Raw genomic sequence first — 19,875 nt, forward strand, 5'->3', positions numbered from 1 at the left:
CGCGGCGGCGCCCGGCGGTGCGCGGCCACGCTTCGAGAGGCGCACGGCGGGCGGTGCGCGGCCACGCTTCGGGGGACGCGGGACGGGCGGTGTGCGCGTCCCGTTGACGTGGCGTCTCACAAGTACAACCCGAAATGACCTCAGCCCTGTGTGCGATGCGACCGGAGCACTACCATCCGTGGGGTGACAGCGGGAAACGACACGGTGCTCGAACTGCTGCCCCTGGTGTTCGCCGCCCCCAACGACGCCCTGGCAGGGGCGGAGGGAGTGCTGCGCACCGATCCCCCGCCCCTGCACGCCTCGGTCGCCCACCAGGTGATCGGCATCTGGCAGCGGGACTGGGGCGACCTGCGTCTCGCCCTGGACCACCTGCGGCGCGCCCGCACGCTGGCGGCGCGCGCCGACTCCGCGGAGCGGGAGGCGGACGTCCTGGCCACCCTCGGCGTGGCCCTGGTCCACGCGGGCCGCACCCGGCAGGGCCTGGCGGCGTTCGAGCGGGGCATCGAGCGCGGTACGGGGCACACCCGCGCGCGCGTGCGGTACCGGCGGGCGTACTCCTGGTGGGTGCTGGGCCATCACCGCGAGGCGCTGGACGACCTGCGCCGGGCGATCACCGTGCTGCGGCAGGCGGACGACGTCATCTGGACGGCGCGCGCCCTCACCCTGCGCGCCACCGTGCACCTGGCGCTCGGCGCGGTGGAGCGGGCCGACGCCGACTTCACGGCGGCCGAGGCACTGTGGGACACCACCGGCCAGGAGCACGACAAGGCCGACGCGGTGGAGAGCAGGGGGCTCGCCGCGTTCCGCTCGGGGGACGTCCCGGCGGCACTGCGGCTGCTGGACGAGGCCGAGGAGCGGTACGCAAAGCTGGGCACGCCCACCTTCATGCTCGACATCCGTCGCTGCGAGGTGCTGATGGCGGCCGGGCTGGCGCCCGAGGCGCTGGCCGAGGCGGACGCGGCGATCACGGTCCTCGACGGGATCGGCGGGCAGTCCACCCGCAAGGCGGAACTGCTGCTGGCCGCGGCGAAGGCGGCCCGGCTGGCGGGCGATCCGGGCACGGCGACCGCGCGGGCGGCGCTGGCCGTGCGGCTGTTCGCCGGTCAGCGCCGCACCTGGTGGGAGGCGCACGCCCGACTCGTGCTGATCGAGGCGCGGGTGGCGACCGGGCGGAGTTCGGGGCGGCTGGTCGCGGACGCGGTGCGGGTGGCGGAACGGCTGTCCTCCTTCGGGGCGCCCGCCGCGCCGGAAGGCTGGCTGCTGGCGGGCCGGATCGCGCTGGACCTGCACTGGACCGAGGACGCCGAACGCTATCTGGCGGTCGCCGCGCGCAGCCGGCGCAGCGGGCCGCCGCTGGCCCGGATGACGGGCTGGGCGGCGCAGGCGCTGTGGGCGCGGGCGACCGGTTCGCGGCGGGGCGTCCTGGAGGCCTGCCGGCGCGGCCTCGACGTCCTCGACGACCACCGCACCACGCTGGGCGCCTCCGAGCTGCGGGCCCGCGCCACCGCCCAGGGAGCCGAACTCGCCGCGCTCGCCCAGCAGGTGAGCCTGGAACGGGGCGGCCCGCGGCGACTGCTGGTGTGGAGCGAGCGCTGGCGGGCCACCGTCCTGTCGGCGCCGCCCACCCGGCCGCCCGCCGATCCCGCGCTGCTCAGCGGACTGACCGCCTACCGCGAGATCGCCGCCCGCGCGGAGGGCGCGCGGATGGACGGCCGCCCGGTGCCGACGCTGGAGCGCGAACAGCGCCGTCTGGAGCGGGAGATCCGCTCCCGCACCCTGCACATCCGGGGCGATTCCCCCGGGGACGGCGACCGGTTCGACGCGGGCCGGCTGCTGGAACGGCTCGGCGACGGGCGGCTGGTGGAGATCGCCGTACTGGACGGACGGGTGCAGGTGCTGCTGTGCGGGGGCGGACGGGTGCGCAGGTTCGCGGGCGGGCCGGTGGCCGAGGCGGAGCGGGAGGCCGAGCACGTGCAGGCCGGGCTGCGGCGGCTGGCGCACCCCGGCGCGGACGCGCGGCTGCCGGTGGTGGAGGCGGCCGGCCGGCGACTGGAGAACCTGCTGCTGGGCGAGGCCGCCGCGCGGTTGGGGCCCGGCCCGGTCGTGATCGTCCCCCCGGCCCGGCTGCACCAGGTGCCGTGGGCGTTGCTGCCGGCCCTGCGAGAGCGGGTGCTCAGCGTGTCGCCGTCGGCGAGCAGTTGGCTGCGGGCCCGGGAGACCGACCCCGTGCCGGACGGGCGGCACGTGCTGGTGCGGGGGCCGGGCCTGGCGTCCGGGGGTGCCGAGGTGCCGGAGGTGGCGGGCCGGTACGGCGGACCGACGGTGCTGGAGCACGCGGACGCGCGGGTGCCGCGGGTGCTGGAGGCACTGGACGGGGCCGCGCTGGCGCACATCGCCGCCCACGGCACCTTCCGGGCGGACAGTCCCATGTTCTCGTCCCTGCGCATGGCCGACGGCCCGCTGATCGTGCACGACTTCGAGCGCCTGGCCCGCAGTCCGTACCGGATCATCCTCTCCAGCTGCGACACCGCCCGCCTCGCCTCGGTGGGCGCCGACGAACTCCTCGGCCTGGTGACGGCGTTGCTGCCGCTCGGCACGGCCGGGGTGGTGGCGAGCAGCGCACCGGTCAACGACGAGGCGGTGGTCGCGCTGATGCTGGCCCTGCACAAGGGGGTCAGCGCCGGCCTGTCCCTGGCGGAGGCGCTGCGCGACGCCCGCGCCGCCCTGCCGGGGGACGCGCTGCACCAGGCGACGGGGTGGGCGTTCACCGCCTTCGGAGCCGCGTGAACGCCCGCCGCCCGGCGGACGGGCACCCCCGTGGTCCGACGGACGGGACCTCCGTGGCCCCGCGGATGCGAACGCCGGACACCCACCGGATGCGAGCACCCGCCGCCCGCCGGAAGCGAACCCCGGCCGCCCGGTGGATCAGGCCGTCCGGGCGCCGGGCAGGTCCACCAGCCACGGCAGCGCCGCGCGGTCGCTCGCGCCGAGGCGGGTGTACGCGCCGTACAGGTGGTTGCCTACGGTGCGGACGGACAGGGTCAGCCGCTCGGCGATCTGCCGGTTGCTGAGGCCGGTCGCCGCGAGCGTGACGATCTGGCGCTGCCGGGCGGTGAGTTCGCCCAGCACCAGTCCCGCCAGGGCGGGGGTACGGGCGCCCTGGCACCGGCGGGCCAGGGCGACGGCGCGGGTGCGGGCGGTGCGGGCCGCGCGCGGGTCCCGGTGCAGTCGCGCGGCCTGTGCGTGCGCCTCGGCCGCGAACAGCAGGAACCCCCGCTCCTCCAGCTCGGCGGCGACCCCGTCGAGTCCGGGCCCGTCCCCGCGGGCCAGGACTTCGGCGTGCCGCGCGAAGACGCCGCCTTCGGGAGCGGCCGGCCGTACGGCGTCACCGGCGCTCGCCCGGTCCGGCGTTCCGGTGGGCGCCCCCTGCCCACCCGTCCGGTCCGGTGGGCCGTATCCGGCCCGTCCGTGAATCCCCCCTCCGGGGGAGTGTGAGGACGAGGCCCTTCCAGGGCCGAAAACGGGGGTCGGGGGGCGGCGGCCCCCAGGGTCGGGCCGGGAAGGGACGGCGGGGGCGGACTCCCCCGACTGTGCTGCGGCCAAACCCAGTTCGGACAGGCACCCCGCGTCCCCCGGCGTCCCCGCCAACCCCTCGCGCGCCCAGGCCACCGCCTCCCGCAGCTCCCCCCGCAGCCGGGTGAACCGCGCCCGCACAGCCGCGTACCCGGCCGGAACCGGTTCCCCCTCCCCCACCAGCCAGTCCCCCACCGGCGCCGCCCCCGACCGCACGTCCGCCGCGTCGATGCGCCGCAGCAACTCCGCCGCCTCCGCCTCCAGCGCCGCCCCGCACGGTGGCCGGCCGGCCGCCAGCCGCCGGGCCTTCAACCGCCCCGCGGCCGCCCGCAGCAGCGGACCGTGCAGCGGACGGGCAAGTCGAACCGTCGCGTCGTCGTCGGCCCGGACCAGCCCGTCGGCCTCCAGCCGTTCGAGAACGTCCAGGTCCGGCCCCGCCACCGCCGCGGCCAGTGACAGCGGCTCCGCGAAGGCGAGCCGGTCGAGGACCTCCCGCTCCTCGGGGCGGGACCGGCCGAGCACGGCGGCGGCCCGCTCGCGCAGGGCGGGCGTCACCGGGACCGGCCCCCGCCACCTCCACTCCCGACCGTCCGGGCCCCGACCGTCCGCTCCACGGTCGAGCGGCGCCCGGTCCCGCAGCGCGTCCAGCAGGTCACGCAGCAGACCGAGGTCACCCCCGGCCAGCCGGTGCAGCCGGTTGACGGTGAGCGGCTCCGGAGCGGCTCCGGTCACGGCGGCCAGCAGCTGGGCGACGTCCGCACGGTGCAGGGGCTCCAGCGCCAGCCGCGGCAGGAGGTCACCCGAACGGAGGCGGGCCACGGCATCCGGCGCCGGTACGCCGTCCGCGACGAGGACCAGCAGCCGGGTGCGTCCCCGCACGGCCAGCTGGTGGACGACTGCGGCGGAGTCGTCGTCCAGCAGCTGGGCGTCGTCGACCAGCAGCAGCCGCACACCGGACAGCAGGTGGACCGCGCGGTGCAGGGTGACGCCCTCGGGCAGGAGGTGGGCGAAGGCGGCGAAGGCGGTGCCGCGGGTCTCGGGCGTACCGGCCACCCGCACGCACTCCGTTGCGCGCACCGCCTCCGCGGCCAGCCGGCTGCGGCCGACGCCGGGCGGCCCGGTCACCACGACGCCCGGCCGTCCGGCGCCCAACGCACTTCGCAGCAGCTCCAGTTCGTCCTCGCGGCCGGCGAACGGCCACGGCGGCGAGGAGAGCGGCCGAAGGGTCCTTGTGTCATGTACGGAGGTCGTCACGTCTAACAGGAGTCCACATACTCATGCCTGATACAGGGCGACTTGAGTAGGCCCCGACTCAGGCCCGGGACGGCGCTCCGGGGCAATCTGGTGACCATGACCGCCCGTTACTGCTCGCTCACGCGGCAGCCGGCCCCCGCGTTCGCTCCGGGGCTGGCCGCCGAGCGGCTCGGTGCGCTGATGAGCGGTCGCCGGATGTGGGTCAACGGCACCGTGCTGCACTACTGCTTCCTCGACGGCGACAGCGACGGGTCGGTCATCCCGGTGCCGGGGTCCGGGGGGACCCGGTGGGTGTCGTGGGTCGGGGACGGGGCCCAGCGGGAGGTGGTGCGCGACGCGTTCCGCGCGTGGGCGGATCTCGGCATCGGAGTGTCGTTCGCCGAGGTCGACGACCGCTCGGAGGCGGAGTTGCGCATCGGCTTCCAGCAGGGCGACGGCTCCTGGTCCGCGGTGGGCCGGGACGCGCTGCGGGCGGGCCTGAACGAGCGCACCATGAACTTCGGCTGGGACCTGACCGTGCCCGGGGAGCGCGGGACGGCCCTGCACGAGATCGGGCACGCGCTGGGCATGCAGCACGAGCACCAGAGTCCGTTCGCCGGCATCCACTGGGACGACGAGGCCGTGTACGCCGACCTGGCGGGCCCGCCGAACCACTGGAGCCGGGACCGCACCTACTTCAACGTGCTGCGCAAGCTGGACCCGGCCGAGGTCAACGGCTCGGTGTGGGACCCGCAGTCCGTGATGGAGTACCCGTTCCCGGCGGGGCTGATCCTGGAGCCGGAGCAGTTCCGCGGGGGCGTGCACCCGCCGGGTTCGCTGTCGCCGATGGACAAGGAGTTCGTGCTCCGCTGGTATCCGCCGCCGGCCGCGCCGCGGCCGCCCGCGCTGGTGCCGTTCCGCTCGGTGCCGCTGTCGCTGGCGGCGGGCGAGCAGGCCGACTTCACGATCGAGCCGCCGGAGACCCGCGAGTACGCCTTCGGCACCTTCGGGGACGGTGACGCGGTCTTGGTGGTCTTCGAGGAGCGGGACGGCGAACCCCGCTTCCTGGCCGGGCGGGACGACGGGGGCACCCCGCACAACGCCACCGTCGGGGCCCGCCTCGTCAAGGGCCGACGCTACTTCGTCCGTGTCCGGCTGTACTGCGGCTGGGGCGCGGGAGAGACCGCCGTCATGTGCTGGTGACGGCACGGGACGGCGCCGTACGCGCCCAGGGACCACGGTCCGGCGCCGGGGGGAAGGGCCGGCGTCCGTCGCCTTCGGGGGAGGGAGACGGGCGCCGGCCGCACCCGGCACGGCCCCGGGGCCGTGGGGCGTGGACGCGGCCGCCTGTCCGCCCGGCCGGAGTCCTCCGGCGGGGAACAGCGGGTCGGACCCGGCGCGTCCGGCGGTCTTCGCGACGGCGGCTCAGGGGGGAGTCCGTGCGGAGGGGGACCGCGCCGAGACCGCCCCGGGGTCGGCTCCGGGGCGCGCAGGGCGGTTCGCGCCGGGGCCCGCCCCGCGGTTCACTCCGCGGTCGCGGGGCCCGGCAGCCGGTACACCGACACGTGGGACCGGGACTCGGCGGTGAACTCGGAGCCGGTCCAGTCCGCGTGCCGCGACTCCAGCCCGAAACCGGCCAACTGGGCCATGAGGTCGAGTTCGGCGGGCCAGACGTAACGGTGCGGGCTGCGGTCCAGCCGCGCCTGCCGGCCGCTCCCGTCGAACCTGAAGTGGTGGGAGACGACGTGCTGGTGCAGGACGTCGTAGGTGTCCAGGCCGATGTAACCGGGCTCGGCGTGCCAGACGGTCGCCTCCTGTCCCGGTGGGAGCCTGCGCAGTTCGGGCACCCACAGCTCGACGACGAACCGGCCGCCGGGTCCCAGGTGGCGGGCGGCGTTGCGGAAGCACGCGACCTGCTCGGCCTGGGTGAGGAGGTTGGAGATCGTGTTGTAGACGAGGTAGACCAGTGCGTACTCCCCCGGTGCGCGGGCCGTGGCCATGTCTCCGACGACCACCGGGATCGCCGACTCGTCCGCCTTGGTGCGCAGTTGTCCGACCATCGGGCGGGACAGCTCCACGCCGGTGACGGGCACGCCCCGCGCGGCGAGCGGCACCGCCACCCGCCCGGTCCCGATCGCGAACTCCAGCGCCCTTCCACCGGAAGCGAGTTCGGCGAGCCGGTCGACGGCCGGTCCGAGGACCTCGGGGGCGAACATGCCGGTGCCGGGAGTGTCGTAGCGGCCCGCGGTGTCGGCGTCCCAGATCTGCTGCTGCTCCATGGGCTCCACGATGGTCCGGCGTCCGGGAGCTGTCCAATGGTTTGCCGCCCTCGACGGCAGCCGCCGTCGAGGGCCCGTGACCGGACCCCGGGCACGGAGAAGGCCGCCTCCTCGTCCGAGAAGACGGCCTCCGACCACATCGTGCTGGTCGGGACGACAGGATTTGAACCTGCGACCCCTTGACCCCCAGTCAAGTGCGCTACCAAGCTGCGCCACGTCCCGCCGCGTCCCGCGCCGGTGAACCGTGGGAACGCACAGGTAAACACTACCGCACGCGTACCGGTGCCGTGCTCCCGGCCGGACGGGGCGCCGGGCCCGGCGGGCGGTCCGCCACCCGGGAGGCCCGGGCGGCCCGGGCGGCCCGCGAGGACACGGACTTCGGCGACCCGCCGCGCATGGTCGTCGGCATCACGGCGACCACCTTCACCGACGACGCGCCGCGCGACCGCGTCCCGGCCATCGCGCCGGACGGGGGGCACGCCGCGCGCCGAACGGCGCACCCCCGCAGGGTGCGCCGCGGGACGGGCGGATCCGGTCCCTTCCCGGTCACTCGGACGCGACACGCGGATTTTCCCCGCGGGCCACGTTCGGGCGGACCTTTCGGCCCCGCTTTCCGGACATGCACTCCAAAAGAACCCATTTCCGTCGCTCGTGCATGTTTCAACAATGTGTGGACCGGATGAACCGGGCCGACGAGAAAAGCAATAGATCCGTTTTCCTCCACCGTGGCCTTTTCTCCGAAGGTGACCGAATCAATGCGACAAAAAACCGAGCGGTCGTTCAAACGTTGACTGGCGAGTAATAAGCCCACTACCTTTCGACGCGCTCCGAAAAGCGCTTTCCACGGCATTCCGCGGTGATCTTCTCCCGCCGGGATCCCGGTGCACGCCTTTGCTGTCCCGAACCCCCCACCGTGCGGTTTCACCTTGATTCGGAGAATCAATGACGTCCGCTGTGCGCTGCGAGGACATGATCATCGGCATCACTCCATTCGGCGAACCCGATGCCGGGCTCGCCCTGGCGATCGCCGGGGCCGGCGGCCTCGGTGTGCTCGATCTCGGCGACGGTGGCCGAAGATCGCGCGAGGCTCTGGCCCGATTGCGGCGCTCGGCGCCGGGCGGCTTCGGGGTCAGGGTCGGCACGCGCTGCCGGCTGTCCCCCGCCGACCTCGGAACCGACGGTCCGCACACGGTGGTGCTGGCCGCAGACTCGGCCTGGCCGCTCGGCGAACTCGTCGCCCGGCACCGTGTCCTCGTCGAGGTCACCGACCTCCCGGGCGCCCGGGAGGCCGCCCGCGCCGGTGCGCACGGTCTGATCGCGCGGGGCGGCGAATGCGGCGGCCGGACCGGCACGCTGAGCACCTTCGTGCTGCTCCAACAGCTGCTCTCCGCCCCGGAGCAGGACCTGCCGGTGTGGGCCTGCGGGGGCATCGGCCCGCACACGGCCGCCGCCGCGGTGGCCGGCGGGGCGGCCGGGGTCGTCCTCGACGCACAGCTCGCGCTGCTCGCCGAATCCTCGTTGCCCGAGGCGACGGCCGCCGCCCTGCGCCCCCTGGACGGCTCGGAGACCGTAGTCGTGGCCGGGCACCGGGTGCTGCTGCGCCGCGGCGCCGATGTCCCGCCCCTCCCCGGGGACGCCGGACCCGAGGAGGTCGCGGCCCTGCTCGGCGGGCGGGACCCGCGCACCCGGCTGCTGCCGGTGGGCCAGGACGGTTTCCTCGCCGCCCGGTTCGCCGACCGATGGGGGGACGCACGGCGGACTGTGCGGGCGCTGCGGGACGCGGTGCGCGACGCCGTGGGCGACGCGGTGCGCGACGCCGTGGGCGACGAGGGGGCCACGCGGGCACCGGCGGCGGGGTCCGCGATGAGCCGCGCGCTGGGCACCCGGCTGCCGGTCGCCCAGGGACCGATGACGCGGGTCAGCGACGAGGCGGGGTTCGCGGCGACGGTCGCCGCGGACGGGGCGCTGCCGTTCCTGGCACTGGCGCTGGCCGACGGTGAGCGGACGCGGGCGATGCTGACGGGGACGCGGGACGCGGTGGCCGGCCGGCCCTGGGGGGTCGGCGTGCTCGGCTTCGCGCCGGAGGACGTACGGGCCGCACAACTGGAGGCCGTGCGCGAGGTGCGGCCGACGCACGCGATCATCGCGGGTGGGCGGCCCGCGCAGGCGCAGGCGCTGGAGCGGGACGGGATCCGGACCTTCCTGCACGTGCCGTCGCCGGGGTTGCTGCGGCAGTTCCTCCAGGCCGGTGCGCGCCGGTTCGTGTTCGAGGGCTCGGAGTGCGGCGGGCATGTCGGACCGCGGGCGAGTTTCCCGCTGTGGGAGGCTCAACTCACCGTTTTGGAAGACTACTTGGAGGACGGCGGCGACGCCGGTGACCTCGAGGTGTTCTTCGCGGGCGGGGTGCACGACGAGCGGTCCGCCGCGATGGTCGCCGCGCTCGCCGCGCCGCTGACCGCGCGCGGGGCGGCCGTCGGCGTCCTGATGGGCACGGCGTACCTGTTCACCGAGGAGGCGGTGGCGCACGGGGCGATCCGGCCGCTGTTCCAGCGGCAGGTGCTGGCCGCCGACCGCACCACGCTGCTGGAGTCGGCGCCTGGGCACGCCACGCGCTGCGTGCCCAGCCCGTTCGCCGCCGGCTACCGCGCGCAGGAGGCCCGGCTGCGCGCCGAGGGCGTCCCCGACCGGCGGATCTGGGAGGAGCTGGAGCGGCTGAACGTCGGACGGCTGCGCCTCGCCAGCAAGGGGGTGACGCGGGAGGCGGACGGCGCCCTCGCGCCCGTCGACGAGCAACGGCAGCTCGCCGAGGGGATGTTCATGGCGGGCGAGGTGGCCGTACTGCGCTCGGCGACCACGACGCTCGCCGCGCTGCACGCGTCCGTGACGACGGGAGCGGCCGCGTTCCTGTCCCGGCGGGCCGCCGAACTCGGCTTCAGGGAGGCGCCGCGCCCCCCGGCGCCCGCGCCGCTCGACATCGCCGTCGTCGGCATGGCCTGCATGTTCCCGCAGGCACCCGACCTGTCCACGTTCTGGGCGAACGTCGTGGGCGGCGTGGACGCGGTCGGCGAGGTCCCGGCCGACCGCTGGGACCCGGCCGTGCACCACGGCGCGTCCACCCCGTCGAAGTGGGGCGGCTTCCTGCCCCCGATCCCCTTCGACCCGCTGCGCTACGGCATCCCGCCCGCCTCCCTCGGCCACATCGAGCCGGTCCAGCTGCTGTCCCTGGAAGCGGCCCGGCGAGCCCTGGAGGACGCCGGATACGGCGACGGGGGAAGGGAGTTCGACCGTTCCCGCACCTCGGTGGTGTTCGGCGCGGAGGCCGGCAGCGACCTCTCCAACGCGGCCACCCTGCGGGCCGTACTGCCCTCCTACTACGGGACGGTGCCGCAGGGCCTGGACGAGCAGCTGCCGCGGCTCACCGAGGACTCGTTCCCGGGCATGCTCGCCAACGTCATCTCCGGCCGGATCGCCAACCGGCTCGACCTCGGCGGCGCCAACTACACCGTCGACGCCGCCTGCGCCTCCTCGCTGGCCGCGGTCGACGCCGCCTGCAAGGAACTCCTCGCCGGCACCAGTGACGTCGTGCTGTGCGGCGGTGCCGACCTGCACAACGGGATCAACGACTACGTCCTGTTCTCCTCGGTGCACGCCCTCTCCCCCACCGGCCGCTCCCGTGCCTTCGACGGCTCCGCCGACGGCATCGCCCTCGGCGAGGGCGTGGCCTGCGTGGTCCTCAAGCGGCTCGCGGACGCCGAGCGCGACGGCGACCGGATCTACGGCGTCGTCAAGGGCCTCGGCTCCTCCAGCGACGGCCGCTCCCTCGGACTGACCGCACCCCGCCCCGAAGGGCAGCGGTCCGCGTTGGAGCGGGCCTACGCGAGCGCGGGCGTCTCTGCGGCACGGGTCGGTCTCGTCGAGGCGCACGGCACCGGCACGGTGGTCGGCGACCGCACCGAACTCGCCGTCCTGGACGAGGTGTTCCGCGAGGCGGGCGCCGAGGCCGGCAGCTGTGTGATCGGCTCGGTCAAGTCGCAGATCGGGCACACCAAGTGTGCGGCCGGGCTGGCCGGCCTGATCAAGGCGGTGCTCGCGCTGTACACCGGCGTCCGGCCGCCGACGCTGCACGTCGAGGCGCCCAACGCGGCCTGGGACGCGGGCCGCAGCCCGTTCGCCTTCCACACCGAGGCCCGGCCGTGGGCCGCTCCCGCCGCCGAACGCCTGGCCGGGGTGAGCGCGTTCGGCTTCGGCGGCACCAACTTCCATGTGGTGCTGGCCGCCCATGCCGACGGAGTGCCGCCGGCGCGGGGACTGGACGCCTGGCCGGCCGAGTTGTTCGTGTTCCGCGGCCGGGACGAGAAGTCGGCCCGGCACGCGGTCGAGGAGGTGCTGCGGGCCGCCGGGACGGACGGCCGCCCGTGGCGCCTGCGCGACCTGGCGCTCGGTGCGGCACGGCGCTCGGACGCGAGCAGCGACCCGGTGCGGATCGCGGTCGTGGCGAACGACGTGGACGACCTGACCGGGAAGCTGCGGGCCGTGCTCGACGCCCCGGCCGGCACCGCCCCCGCCGCCCGCGGGATCCACCTGGCCGGCGCCGGGGAGGCCGACGGCGGCAAGGTCGCCTTCCTCTTCCCCGGGCAGGGCAGCCAGCGCCCCGGCATGCTCGCCGAACTGTTCGTCGCCCTGCCCGAGTTGCGCCCGCACCTGGAACTGGGGCGGGCGCACGCCGACGCGCTGTACCCGCCGGCCGCGTTCGACGACGCCACCCGGGACCGGCAGCGGGCCGCGCTCACCGACACGAGGGTGGCGCAACCGGCCCTCGGTGTCGCCGGGCTCGCCGCGCACGCGCTGCTCACGGCCGCCGGCGTGGAACCGGACATGGCCGCCGGCCACAGCTACGGCGAGCTGGTCGCCCTGTGCGCCGCCGGGGCCCTCGCCCCCGAGACGCTGCTGGAGCTGAGCGGCGAGCGGGCGGCGGCGATCCTCGGGGCCGCCGGCGAGGACCCGGGGACCATGGCCGCGGTCGCCGCCGACGCCGAGGAGGTGGAGCAGGCCCTCAAGGCGGCCGGCGCACCGGAGACCGTCGTCGTCGCCAACCGCAACTCCCCTCGTCAGACGGTCGTCTCCGGTCCGACCGACGCGGTCGCCGAGGCCGTACGGCTGCTGCGCGAGGCCGGTCTCGACGCCCGGCGGATCCCGGTGGCGTGCGCCTTCCACAGCCCGCTGGTGGCCGGCGCCGGCGACCGCTTCGCCGAGGTGCTCGCGGCCCACCCGGTGCACGCCCCCGAGTTCCCGGTGTGGTCCAACCGCACGGCCGCCCCGTACGCCGCCGGCGCGGACGCGGTCCGGGCCGAGCTCGCCGCGCAGATCGGCGCCCCCGTCTCCTTCGTCGAGCAGATCGAGTCGATGTACGAGGCGGGCGCGCGCGTCTTCGTCGAGGCCGGTCCCGGATCGGTGCTGACCCGGCTGGTCGGGCAGATCCTCGGCGAGCGCCCGCACACCGCGGTCGCCTGCGAGCCCCGCCCCGGCGGCGGCCTGCGCGACTGGCTCGACGCCCTCGCCCGGCTGGCCGTCGCGGGACTGCCGGTGCGCACCGGACGGCTGCTGCGCGGCCGGGACGCCGTCGACGCGGTACGCGCCCCCGCGCCCCGGGTCCCCGGCTGGACGGTGGACGGGCAGCTCGTCCGCACCGCCGCCGGCGCCCTGCTCCCCGGTGCCCTCGCACCGGCCCGACGAGTCGCGGACACCACGGACACCCTGGAGACGACTGTGACGACCGAACCCCCGCACGGCCTCCCGTCCGACCGGGACGCGCTCGTCGCCGAGTTCCTGCGCACCAGCCGGGAGATGATCGCCGCCCAACGGGACGTGCTGCTCACCTACTTCGGCGGCGCGACCGGGGCCCCGGCCGCCGCGCCCGTCCCCCCGCAGGCGCCGCTGCCCGCGGTGGTGACCGTGCCGCAGGCGCCCGGCCTGCCGGCCGCGGCGGCGCCGCCGGAGCCGGAGCCGGAACTGCTGCAGGAGCCCGCGCCGGAGACCGCCGGGCCCGTGGACGTCCAGCGGGTGGTCCTGGAGATCATCAGCGAACGCACCGGCTACCCGGTCGACATGATCGAACCCGACCTCGATCTGGAGGCGGACCTCAGCATCGACTCCATCAAGCGGGCCGAGATCGCCGGTGAGCTGGCCAGGCGGCTGGGTGCCGGGAGCGGCGCGGACCTCACCGCGATGACCGACGCGGAACTGGAGGAGCTGGCGAAGGCGCGTACGGCGGCGGCGGTGACCGGCTGGCTCACGGCCCGGCTGGGCACGCCCGCCGTGCCGGAGACGGCGGCGCCCCCGGACGAGCCGGCTCCCGTGGCGGACGGGCCCGCGCCCGCGGAGGCCGTGACCGGTGAGCCGCCCCGCCGGCACGTCCTGCGCCCGGTGCTCCTGGACGGCCCCGGCGGCGCCGACCCCGACGCCCTGTTCCCCGGCACCCGCTGGCTCGTCCTCGGTGACGCTCCCGGCGTGGCGGCCGCGATCGCGGCGTCGGGCGCCGAGGTCGTCGTACGCGGCCGGGACCACCTGCCGGGTGACGGGGACGGGCCGGTGGACGGGGTGCTGTACCTCGGCGCGCTCGCGGACGACGGCACGTCCGTGCTGCCGGACGCGTTCCCGGTGCTGAAGGCGGCCCTGGCGGGCGGGCCCAGGTGGCTGCTGGCCGTCCGGCCGGCCGGCGACGACGCGCGGTCGGCGGGGCTGCGCGGCCTGTTCCGCACCGTGGCCCGGGAGTACCCGGAGACGGTGGCGCGGGTCGTCGACCTCGACGACGTCTCGCCCGCCGCGGTCGCCGAGGCCGTGGCGCTGGAGGCCGCCGCCCCGGACCGTGTGCCGGTCGTGGTGCGGTCGGCGGCCGGGCGGCACGGGTTCGAGCTGGTGGAGGCCCCGCTCGGCGCCCTCGCCGGCACGGGCGCCGGACCGGCCGGGGACGGCGCGGCGGAGGCCGTCGCGCTGGGCCTGGACCGGGACTCGGTGGTGGTGCTGGCCGGCGGGGCGCGGGGCATCACCGCGCAGTTCGCCGCGGCGCTCGCCGGTGCGGCCCGCTGCCGTCTGGAACTCCTCGGCCGCACCCCCGTGCCGGACGGGCCGGAGGACGCGGACACGGCGGCCGCCCGCACCCCGGCGCAGCTGCGCGCCGCGCTCGCCGCGCGTGGCGGGGCGACGCCGGCCGAGATCAACCGCGCCGCCGAACTCCTGCTCGCCCAGAGGGAGATCAGGGCGACCCTGGCGGAACTCGCCGCGCTCGGCAGCCGGGCCCGCTACCGCTCGGTCGACTTCCGCGAACCGGACGCCGTCCGCCAGGCCGTGAAGGAGATCCACGCCGAGCACGGCCGGCTCGACGGCGTGGTCCACGCGGCCGGGGTGATCGAGGACCGGCTCATCGCCGAGAAGAGCGCCGAGTCCTTCCGCCGGGTCTACGGCACGAAGGCCGGCGGTGCCCGGGCACTGCTCACGGCGTTGGAGGAACTGCCCGCCGCGCCCGCGTTCACGGTGCTGTTCGGCAGCATCTCCGCCGTCCTCGGCAACCGCGGCCAGGCCGACTACGCGGCGGCCAACGACGCCCTGGAGTCCCTCGGCACCGCCTTCGCCGCCCGCACCGGCCGTCGCGCGCTGACCGTGCACTGGGGTCCCTGGGCGCCCGCCGCCGGGCACGGCGGCATGGTGGGCGCGGAGCTGGCCCGCGAGTACGCCCGGCGCGGCATCCGGCTGATCGACCCGGAGGAGGGCACCGCGGCGCTGCTGCGGGAGCTGGCCTGGGGCGAGGAGTCCGCGACGGCCGTCGTCCACACCGCCTCGGGCTGGTGACCGCCGTCGTGACGACCCGTCAAGTACCGGTCGCCATCGTCGGGATGGCGGTGCTGCTGCCGGGCGCCCCCGACCTGGACGCCTACTGGCGGAACCTGCGGGACGGCGTGGACGCCGTCGGGGAGGTGCCGGACGGCCGCTGGGACGCGGACTACTACCGTCCCGGCACCGCCTCCGAACCGGCGGTCGCGGACCGGGTGTACGCGCGGCGGGGCGGGTTCGTGGACGGGCTCGCGCAGGTCGAGGTCACCCGGTTCGGGATCATGCCGAACTCGGTGGCCGGGACCGAGCCCGACCAGCTCATCGCGCTGCACGTGGCCGCCGCCGCCCTCGACGACGCGGGTGGCGCGGACCGCCTGGCGGACCGGGGGCGGGCCGGTGTCGTCCTGGGCCGGGGCGGCTACCTCACCCCGGGCCTGGTCCGGCTGGACCAGCGGGTGCGGACCGCGGGCCAGCTCGTGCGCACCCTGGGCGAGTTGCTGCCGGACCTGTCGCAAGGCCAACTCGACCGGGTGCGGCAGGCGTTCACGGACCGGCTGGGGTCCGACAGCCCCGAGTCGGCGATCGGTCTGGTGCCCAACCTCGCCGCCTCCCGGATCGCCAACCGGCTCGACCTGCGCGGTCCCGCCTACACGGTGGACGCGGCCTGCGCCTCCTCGCTGGTCGCCGTCGACCAGGCGGTGGGCGAACTCGCCGGCGGCCGCTGCGACCTGATGCTGGCGGGAGGCGTCCACCACTGCCACGACATCACGCTGTGGAGCGTGTTCTCCCAGCTGCGCGCCCTCTCCCCCAGCCAGCGCATCCGGCCCTTCCACCGGGACGCCGACGGCATCCTGATCGGCGAGGGCACGGGCGTGGTCGTCCTCAAGCGGCTCGCCGACGCCGAACGCGACGGCGACCGGGTCTACGCCGTCGTCCGGGGCACCGGCGTGGCGAGCGACGGCCGGGCGGCCGGACTCGTCAACCCCGATCCGGGCGGCCAGGCACAGGCCGTGCGGCAGGCGTGGCGGGCGGCCGGGCTCGATCCGGCCGCGTCCGGCGCGATCGGACTGCTGGAGGCGCACGGCACTGCCACCCCGGCCGGTGACGGGGCCGAACTGGCCACGCTGGCCGATGTGTTCGGACCCGGTGACGGCGAGGCGGTGCTCGGCTCGGTCAAGTCGATGATCGGGCACGCCATGCCGGCCGCCGGCGTCGCCGGACTGGTCAAGGCGGCCCTCGCGGTCCACCACGCGACGCTGCTGCCGACCCTGCACTGCGAGGACCCGCACCCGGCGCTGGCCCGCACCCGCTTCCGCACGCTGGAGAAGGCCGCCCCCTGGGAGACCTCCCCGGACCAGCCGGTGCGGCGGGCCGCGGTCAACGCGTTCGGGTTCGGCGGGATCAACGCGCACGTGGTGCTGGAGGAGCCGCCGGGGGCCCGCGGCCCGGTCGCCGCCCGCCCGGTGCCGGAGGGCCGCGGCCAGGCAGTCGCCCGCCCGGCGTCGGGGCGCGGCGGCCCGGTCGCCGACCGTCCGGTGCCGCAGGTCACCGAAACCGAGCCGGTGCTCCTGCTGGCCGCCGACTCGCCGGAGGGACTGGCCGCCCTGCTCGACGCCGACGACGGTGCCGTGCGCGCCGCCGGACTCGATCCGGCCCGTCCCGGTCCGCAGGCCGGGCCGATCCGGCTGGGGATCGTCGGCCCGACGGACAAGCGGCTCGCCCTGGCGCGTCGCGCGGTCACCAAGGGGCGTGCCTGGCACGGCCGCAGCGACGTCTGGTTCCGGCCCGGCCCCCTGCTGGGCGCGGGCGGTGGCAAACTGGCCTTCCTCTTCCCCGGCCTGGAGGGCGACTTCACCCCCCGGGTGGACGACATCGCCGACCACTTCGGGCTGCCCGTGCCCGTGGTCGCCGAGGACGGCGCCCGCGACCTCGGCCGGTACGGGCTGGGCGTCGTCGCCGTCGGCCGTCTCCTCGACACGGCGCTGCGCCGGGCCGGGATCGTGCCGGACTCGGTCGCCGGGCACAGCCTCGGCGAGTGGACGGCGATGGCGGCGGGCGGGCTGTACGCGGGGGACGAGGTCGACGCCTTCATGGCGGACTTCGACCCCGGGGCCCTCACCGTGCCGGGCCTTGCCTTCGGGGCGGTCGGCGCGCCCGCGGAGCGCGTGCTGGCCGCGCTGCGGGAGGAGCGGTGGGCCGGGGCCGGTCTGGTGCTCTCGCACGACAACGCGCCCGGCCAGTCGATGGTGTGCGGCCCGGACGAGGCGGTCGGGGAGTTCGTGCGGGACTTCCGCGCCCGGGGTGTGCTGAGCCAGGTGCTGCCGTTCCGCTCCGGTTTCCACACGCCGATGCTGGCACCCCACCTCGGCCCGATCAGGGAGGCCGCCGGACGGTTCCGGCTGCACCCGCCGCACACCCCCGTGTGGTCGGGGACGACCGCCGCGCCCTTCCCCGAGGACGAGGCGGGGGTGCGGGAGCTGTTCGTCCGGCACCTGCTGGAACCGGTCCGCTTCCGGCAACTCGCCGAGGCCCTGCACACGGCGGGCCACCGGGTGTTCGTCCAGGTGGGGCCGGGGCAGCTCGGCTCCCTCGTCGGTGACACGCTCGGCGGCCACGACCACCTCGTCGTCGCCGCCAACTCCCCGCACCGCACCGGCCTCGCCCAGCTCCGCCGGGTCGCCACCGCGCTGTGGGCGGCGGGCGCCGAGGTGGCACCGGTGCCGGCACCGGCGGCGCGCACCGGGACCGTACGGACCCGGCAGCAGCCGGTCGAACTGGACCTGGGCAGCGGCCTGGTGTCGCTCCCGCCCGACCGACTGGGCTCCTTGCGGGCCGGTTTGGGGCGGACGGCGAGCCCCGCGACCGCCGCCCTCGGCTCCCTCGACGCCCTCGTGCCCGGCTCGCCGGTCGCCGCCGAGCTGTCCGCGCTGCTCCAGGACACGGCGGACACCGCGGCCGCCCTCCTGACCGCACCGGCCCGCGCCGGGCATCCCGCCGCACCGCCGTCGCTCACCCGGCCGCCGCTCACCGGGCGACCGCTCACCCCGCCGCCGCTCGCCCCGTACCGCACGACCGTCCGGGTCTCCCCCGACACGATGCCGTACCTCCTGGACCACTGCTTCTTCCCGCAGCGGCCCGGCTGGCCGGACGTCTCCGACCGGTGGCCGGTGGTTCCGGCGACGACGATCGTGCAGCACATCATGGACACGGCACGGCAAGCCGCGCCCGGCCGGGTGCCGGTCGCCGTGCACGGGGCGCGGTTCGAGGAGTGGCTCACCGCCACCCCCGCCGTCGACGTCCCCGTCACCGCGGTCCCCGAGGGCACCGACCGGTTGGCGGTCTCCTTCGGTCCGCGGGCCCGCGCCACCGTCGAACTCGCCGCCGCCCACCCGGCCCCGCCCGCCCCCTGGCCGGCCGGCACCGCCGCCGAGCGGGCCCCCGAGCACACGGCCGGCCAGCTGTACGCCGAGCGCTGGATGTTCCACGGTCCGGCGTTCCAGGGCGTCACCGAGCTCACCGCGATCGGCGACCGGCACGTCCGGGGCGTGATCACCACCCCGTCCGCGCCCGGCGCCCTGCTGGACAACGTGGGCCAGATCCTCGGCTACTGGATCATGGCGACCCGCACGGAACGCACCGTCGTCTTCCCGGTCGGCATGCGCGAGATGCGTTTCCACGGACCGCATCCGGCGCCCGGGACCCCGGTGGGATGCCTGGTGCGGATCACCTCGCTCACCGACACCTTCCTGGAGGCCGACGTCCAGCTGACCGTCGGCGGCACGGTGTGGGCGCAGCTGCACGGCTGGCAGGACCGCCGCTTCGACAACGACCCGAGGACCCGTCCCGTCGAGCGCTTCCCGGAGCGCCACACGCTCTCCGAGGCCCGTCCGGGCGGCTGGTCGCTGCTCCACGAACGCTGGCCCGATCTGGCGTCCCGCGAGCTGATCATGCGCAACTCGCTGGCCGGTCCGGAGCGCGCGCAGTACGCGGAGCACGCCCCCCGGGGCCGCCGGCAGTGGCTGCTGGGCCGGATCGCCGTCAAGGACGCCGTACGGCGGTGGTTGTGGGACCGGGGCGAGGGGCCGGTCTTCCCGGCCGAGCTGCGGGTGCACAACGACGAGGTGGGCCGGCCGTACGTCACCGGTGCGCACGGCCGGGTCCTGCCGCCGCTGGACGTGTCGCTGGCGCACTGCGCGGAGGCGGGCGTGGCGATCGTGCGGCCCCACACGCCGTGGCCGGGTCCCGGCATCGACATCGAGGAGGTCACGGACCGGACGCCCGAGACCCTGGCCGCCGTCCTCGGCCGGGACGAGCTGCGGCTGCTGCGCGCGCTGACGTCCGACGGGGCGTCCGAGGGCTCCGAGGGCTCCGAGGGCTCCGAGGGCTCCGAGGCATGGTGGTTCACGCGTTTCTGGGCGGCGAAGGAGGCCGTCGCCAAGGCGGAGGGCACCGGGCTGCGAGGCCGGCCGCGGGACTTCGCCGTCCTCGACGCCGCCCCGGCCGGCGACCGGCTGACCGTCGCGGGCCGCCTGGAGCGCGCCTACACCGTGCACTGCGCACCGGCCGCCAACCCGTCCCGCCTGCCGGACCGCGCGTACGTCGTGGCCTGGACGACGGGCCCCACCGAAGCGAAGGAGTACGACCGATGACCCCCCACACCCCCGTCGCCGCCGACGAGGCGGCCGTCCTCGCCGACCTCACGGAGATGCTCGGCCGGCTCATGGCGGACGAGTACGGCCTCGACGACGTCGAGATCGGCCCGCACACCACCTTCAACCGGGACCTGGAACTGGAGAGCATCGACCTGGTCACCCTGGCCGGGCTGCTCCAGGAGCGGTACGGCGACCGGGTCAACTTCGCCGAGTTCCTGGCCGGCATGGAGTTCGACGAGATCATCGAGCTGACCGTCGGACGGCTCGTCGAGTACGTCGTGGCGAGCCTGAAGACCGCGGAGGCGAGCTGA

7 protein-coding genes and 1 tRNA gene are annotated in these 19,875 nt (G+C 76.2%); 5 read left to right on the forward strand and 3 right to left on the reverse strand.

The features are described 5' to 3' along the window. Window positions 1-183 precede the first annotated feature (183 nt). Window positions 184-2,787: a CHAT domain-containing tetratricopeptide repeat protein gene (locus tag ACGFQC_RS14740; RefSeq protein ID WP_363092176.1), complete on the forward strand. Its 2,604-nt coding sequence runs from the start codon at window positions 184-186 to the stop codon at window positions 2,785-2,787. A 138-nt stretch (window positions 2,788-2,925) separates the two neighbouring features. On the opposite strand, the gene ACGFQC_RS14745 is transcribed toward ACGFQC_RS14740, so the two are convergent. Next, window positions 2,926-4,827: a LuxR family transcriptional regulator gene (locus ACGFQC_RS14745; protein WP_363092175.1), complete on the reverse strand. Its 1,902-nt coding sequence runs from the start codon at window positions 4,825-4,827 to the stop codon at window positions 2,926-2,928. 96 nt (window positions 4,828-4,923) lie between these two features. Between ACGFQC_RS14745 and ACGFQC_RS14750 the strand changes: the two genes are divergently transcribed. After that, window positions 4,924-6,009, forward strand: a complete 1,086-nt coding sequence (locus ACGFQC_RS14750; RefSeq protein ID WP_363092174.1) for a M12 family metallopeptidase — start codon at window positions 4,924-4,926, stop codon at window positions 6,007-6,009. A 320-nt stretch (window positions 6,010-6,329) separates the two neighbouring features. Here ACGFQC_RS14750 and ACGFQC_RS14755 read toward each other — a convergent pair whose 3' ends face one another. Next, a complete protein-coding gene (locus tag ACGFQC_RS14755) occupies window positions 6,330-7,085 on the reverse strand; it encodes a class I SAM-dependent methyltransferase (protein WP_363092173.1) in 756 nt (251 codons plus the stop codon). Window positions 7,086-7,230: 145 nt separating this feature from the next. Further along, window positions 7,231-7,307: transfer RNA gene (locus ACGFQC_RS14760), tRNA-Pro, on the reverse strand. A 720-nt stretch (window positions 7,308-8,027) separates the two neighbouring features. Between ACGFQC_RS14760 and ACGFQC_RS14765 the strand changes: the two genes are divergently transcribed. Genes ACGFQC_RS14765 through ACGFQC_RS14775 form a run of 3 tightly spaced genes read left to right on the forward strand, consistent with a single transcriptional unit; the run spans window position 8,028 to window position 19,875 of the window. Beyond that, complete coding sequence (locus ACGFQC_RS14765) at window positions 8,028-14,930, forward strand: SDR family oxidoreductase (protein WP_363092172.1); 6,903 nt, start codon at window positions 8,028-8,030, stop codon at window positions 14,928-14,930. A gap of 8 nt (window positions 14,931-14,938) precedes the next feature. Beyond that, the gene (locus ACGFQC_RS14770) at window positions 14,939-19,561 is read left to right on the forward strand and encodes a beta-ketoacyl synthase N-terminal-like domain-containing protein (RefSeq protein ID WP_363092171.1); all 4,623 of its coding nucleotides are present in this window, start codon (window positions 14,939-14,941) and stop codon (window positions 19,559-19,561) included. Next, the gene (locus ACGFQC_RS14775) at window positions 19,558-19,875 is read left to right on the forward strand and encodes an acyl carrier protein (protein ID WP_363092170.1); all 318 of its coding nucleotides are present in this window, start codon (window positions 19,558-19,560) and stop codon (window positions 19,873-19,875) included. The genes ACGFQC_RS14770 and ACGFQC_RS14775 overlap by 4 nt, the downstream gene beginning before the upstream one ends.

Origin of the sequence: Streptomyces sp. NPDC048734 (assembly GCF_043198675.1) — a bacterium.
GTDB lineage: Bacteria > Actinomycetota > Actinomycetes > Streptomycetales > Streptomycetaceae > Streptomyces.

Coding starts and splice junctions, on each gene's coding strand:
- ACGFQC_RS14775 (WP_363092170.1), top strand. CDS start 19,558: ATGACCCCCCACACCCCCGTCGCCGCCGACGAGGCGGCCGTCCTCGCC.
- ACGFQC_RS14765 (WP_363092172.1), top strand. CDS start 8,028: ATGACGTCCGCTGTGCGCTGCGAGGACATGATCATCGGCATCACTCCA.
- ACGFQC_RS14755 (WP_363092173.1), bottom strand. CDS start 7,085: ATGGAGCAGCAGCAGATCTGGGACGCCGACACCGCGGGCCGCTACGAC.
- ACGFQC_RS14750 (WP_363092174.1), top strand. CDS start 4,924: ATGACCGCCCGTTACTGCTCGCTCACGCGGCAGCCGGCCCCCGCGTTC.